The following is a 2,575-nucleotide window of genomic DNA, read 5'->3' as shown; positions in this document are numbered from 1 at the left end:
GAACCGGCCACCGCCCAGGAGCTGGACCGTCAGCTCGGGCTCAACGAGTCGGTCCTGCGGACCAAGCTCCTGCGCCCCGGCGCCTGAGTCACCACCGCCTGAGCGACCGCGGCCCGAGCGTAGAGAACGAGAGGGACAAGCAATGGCTGGCGACACCGTCATCACCATCACCGGCAACATCACCGGCGACCCCGAGCTGCGGTTCACGCCGTCCGGGGCTGCCGTCGCGAACTTCACCGTGGCCTCCACGCCGCGGGCGTTCGACCGGCAGAGCAACGAGTGGAAGGACGGCGAGACGCTGTTCATGCGCTGCTCCGTCTGGCGTGATGCGGCGGAGAACGTCGCCGAGTCGATCCAGCGCGGCACGCGGGTCATCGTCTCCGGCCGGCTGAAGTCTCGCTCCTACGAGACGAAGGAAGGCGAGAAGCGCACCGTCGTCGAGATGGAGGTCGACGAGATCGGCCCCTCCCTGCGGTATGCGTCGGCGAAGGTCACCAAGACCCAGCGCGGCGGCGGCGGTGGCCAGGGCAGTGGTGGTGGCTACGGCGGCCAAGGTGGTGGCCAGGGCGGTCCGGGCTCTCAGGGCGGCGGACAGGCCGAAGACCCCTGGGCGACCGGCGGCTCCGGCGGTAGTCAGGGCGGCGGCGGCTGGAACGGTGGCGGCAACGCGACTGCTCCGGCGGGCGGCAACCAGGGCAACCAGGGTGGTCAGCCCAGCCAGGGCGGCTGGGGCGGCGGCGCGCCGTCCTACGACGAACCCCCCTTCTGACCCGTCCCTTCGACGCGCGAGGTCCCTCGCGCCACGCCTGAGGTGAGGTCCTCCCGGACCTGACCACACGGCATACCTGAAGAACCAAGAGATCGCTATCCCGGGGCTCCTACCCCGGGCTCTCACGAGAAGTGAAGGAGAGCACCACGATGGCCAAGCCCGTTGTGCGCAAACCCAAGAAGAAGGCGAATCCCCTCAAGATCGCCAAGGTCGAGAACATCGACTACAAGGACACCGCGCTGCTGCGCAAGTTCATCTCCGACCGCGGCAAGATCCGCGCGCGTCGGGTGACCGGCGTGTCCGTCCAGGAGCAGCGACTCATCGCCACGGCCGTCAAGAACGCCCGTGAGATGGCCCTGCTGCCCTACTCGAGCTCGGCTCGCTGAGCCTCGGCGAGGGAAGGAAAAACCATGAAGGTCATTCTCACCCACGAGGTCTCCGGCCTCGGCGCCGCTGGTGACGTCGTCGACGTCAAGGACGGCTACGCCCGCAACTTCCTGCTCCCGCGCCGGTTCGGTACGCCGTGGACCTCGGGCGGGCAGAAGCAGGTCGACGCCATCACCAAGGCTCGGGCGAACCGCGCCATCCACGACCTCGACCAGGCCAAGCAGATGAAGGGGCAGCTCGAGTCCAAGTCGATCACCCTCGCCGCGAAGGCCGGCAACGCCGGTCGTCTCTTCGGCGCCATCAGCGGCGGCGACGTCGCCGACGCGGTCAAGGCCGCCGGTGGCCCGCAGCTCGACAAGCGCAAGATCGAGGTCGTCGGCCACATCAAGTCGGTCGGCACCTTCCAGGCGAAGGTCCGCCTGCACGCCGAGGTACTGGCGATGGTGACCCTCGAGGTCGTCGCCCGCTGACCCGAGGACGACACCGACCAAAGGCGCCCCACCGTACGCCGGTGGGGCGCCTTCGCGCCTAGACCCGTGCGTCAACAGGCGTCGCACCCAGGACCGTCGACCGTCTGCACGCAAGACATCGTGAAGTTGCGTATTATCCATCAAATTGCAACAATCGCCGCAAACCTCGCTATGCGGGTGTGCATGACGCAGCATATGCGGATGTGTGAACACGGCACCGAGCAGATCGACCTGACTGCCCTCGGACTCGGCTGCCCGGGCCACCCTGATTCTGGCGGCTCGCGCGGATCGCACGTCACGCGCCGCCGGGTCCTCCAAGGCACCTCGGCCGTCGTGGCAGCCATTTTCGGAGCGTCGAGCAGCCGCCGGGCTCGCGCCGCGGACTCGAGTGCCGCCGGGCTCGTCGGGGCTGGTCCTGCCGGACGGCTCCACCAGCACGCGCCATGCGATGCACGTGCACAGCAGCGGATCGGAGGGTTCCGCCTCCTTCGACGGGCAGCTGACGCTCGCGGAGCAGAACGGCTGTGACTACTACTGGTCGACGGAGCACGACTGGCGGGTCTTCGCCCTACCGGGAGACCTCCGCTTCCCGCGCCAATTCACTTTCACGTCTCTCAGCTCCGGAGGGTGGTCGTGGAAGCCGTCGAGCAAGGGCTCAGCCACCCTGCGCCGCGCCGAGCTCATTCCCTGGGGCGGGTCGACGGCGCTCAACCTCCAGATCCAGAGCACCAGGGCCGCGACCTACGGTCTCGCGGCCGTCACGAGGAACAACATGCTCGAGGGCAACGTGACGGGCCGGCAGTTCGGTGGGCCGGTGACCATCCTGGAGCTCGCGGGAACAGCCTTCTACGAGATCGCGCTCCAGTTCAGCCGTCACGGCGGCGGCGCCATCAAGATCGTCTACCGGTTCGGCTCGACCCCTGATCAGCGAGTTCGGGTCGACGCCTAC

4 protein-coding genes and 1 pseudogene are annotated in these 2,575 nt (G+C 68.3%); all 5 read left to right on the top strand.

Features of this window, described 5'->3' with window-relative positions; translation table 11 throughout:
* Nucleotides 1-87: pseudogene (locus Q0R63_RS15430) on the top strand (30S ribosomal protein S6); the annotation flags it as partial.
* A 55-nt stretch (nucleotides 88-142) separates the two neighbouring features.
* Nucleotides 143-769: a single-stranded DNA-binding protein gene (locus Q0R63_RS15425; protein ID WP_295699102.1), complete on the top strand. Its 627-nt coding sequence runs from the start codon at nucleotides 143-145 to the stop codon at nucleotides 767-769.
* A gap of 149 nt (nucleotides 770-918) precedes the next feature.
* On the top strand, nucleotides 919-1,155 hold the full coding sequence (rpsR, locus tag Q0R63_RS15420) for a 30S ribosomal protein S18 (RefSeq protein ID WP_295699100.1): 237 nt from the start codon (nucleotides 919-921) through the stop codon (nucleotides 1,153-1,155).
* 24 nt (nucleotides 1,156-1,179) lie between these two features.
* Entirely contained in the window at nucleotides 1,180-1,626 is a 447-nt protein-coding gene (gene rplI / locus Q0R63_RS15415) for a 50S ribosomal protein L9 (RefSeq protein ID WP_295699097.1), read from the top strand.
* Nucleotides 1,627-2,074: 448 nt separating this feature from the next.
* The coding region (locus Q0R63_RS15410; protein ID WP_295699096.1) for a hypothetical protein at nucleotides 2,075-2,575 on the top strand (501 nt) is incomplete at its 3' end.

This window comes from Lapillicoccus sp., assembly GCF_025353065.1.
In the GTDB taxonomy this organism is placed as follows: domain Bacteria; phylum Actinomycetota; class Actinomycetes; order Actinomycetales; family Dermatophilaceae; genus Lapillicoccus.
This window is presented reverse-complemented; position numbering and strand designations above follow the sequence as displayed.

Bases quoted from the DNA above. Each gene is read 5' to 3' on its own strand.
- Q0R63_RS15425 (WP_295699102.1), top strand. From the start codon at position 143: ATGGCTGGCGACACCGTCATCACCATCACCGGCAACATCACCGGCGAC.
- rpsR (WP_295699100.1), top strand. From the start codon at position 919: ATGGCCAAGCCCGTTGTGCGCAAACCCAAGAAGAAGGCGAATCCCCTC.
- rplI (WP_295699097.1), top strand. From the start codon at position 1,180: ATGAAGGTCATTCTCACCCACGAGGTCTCCGGCCTCGGCGCCGCTGGT.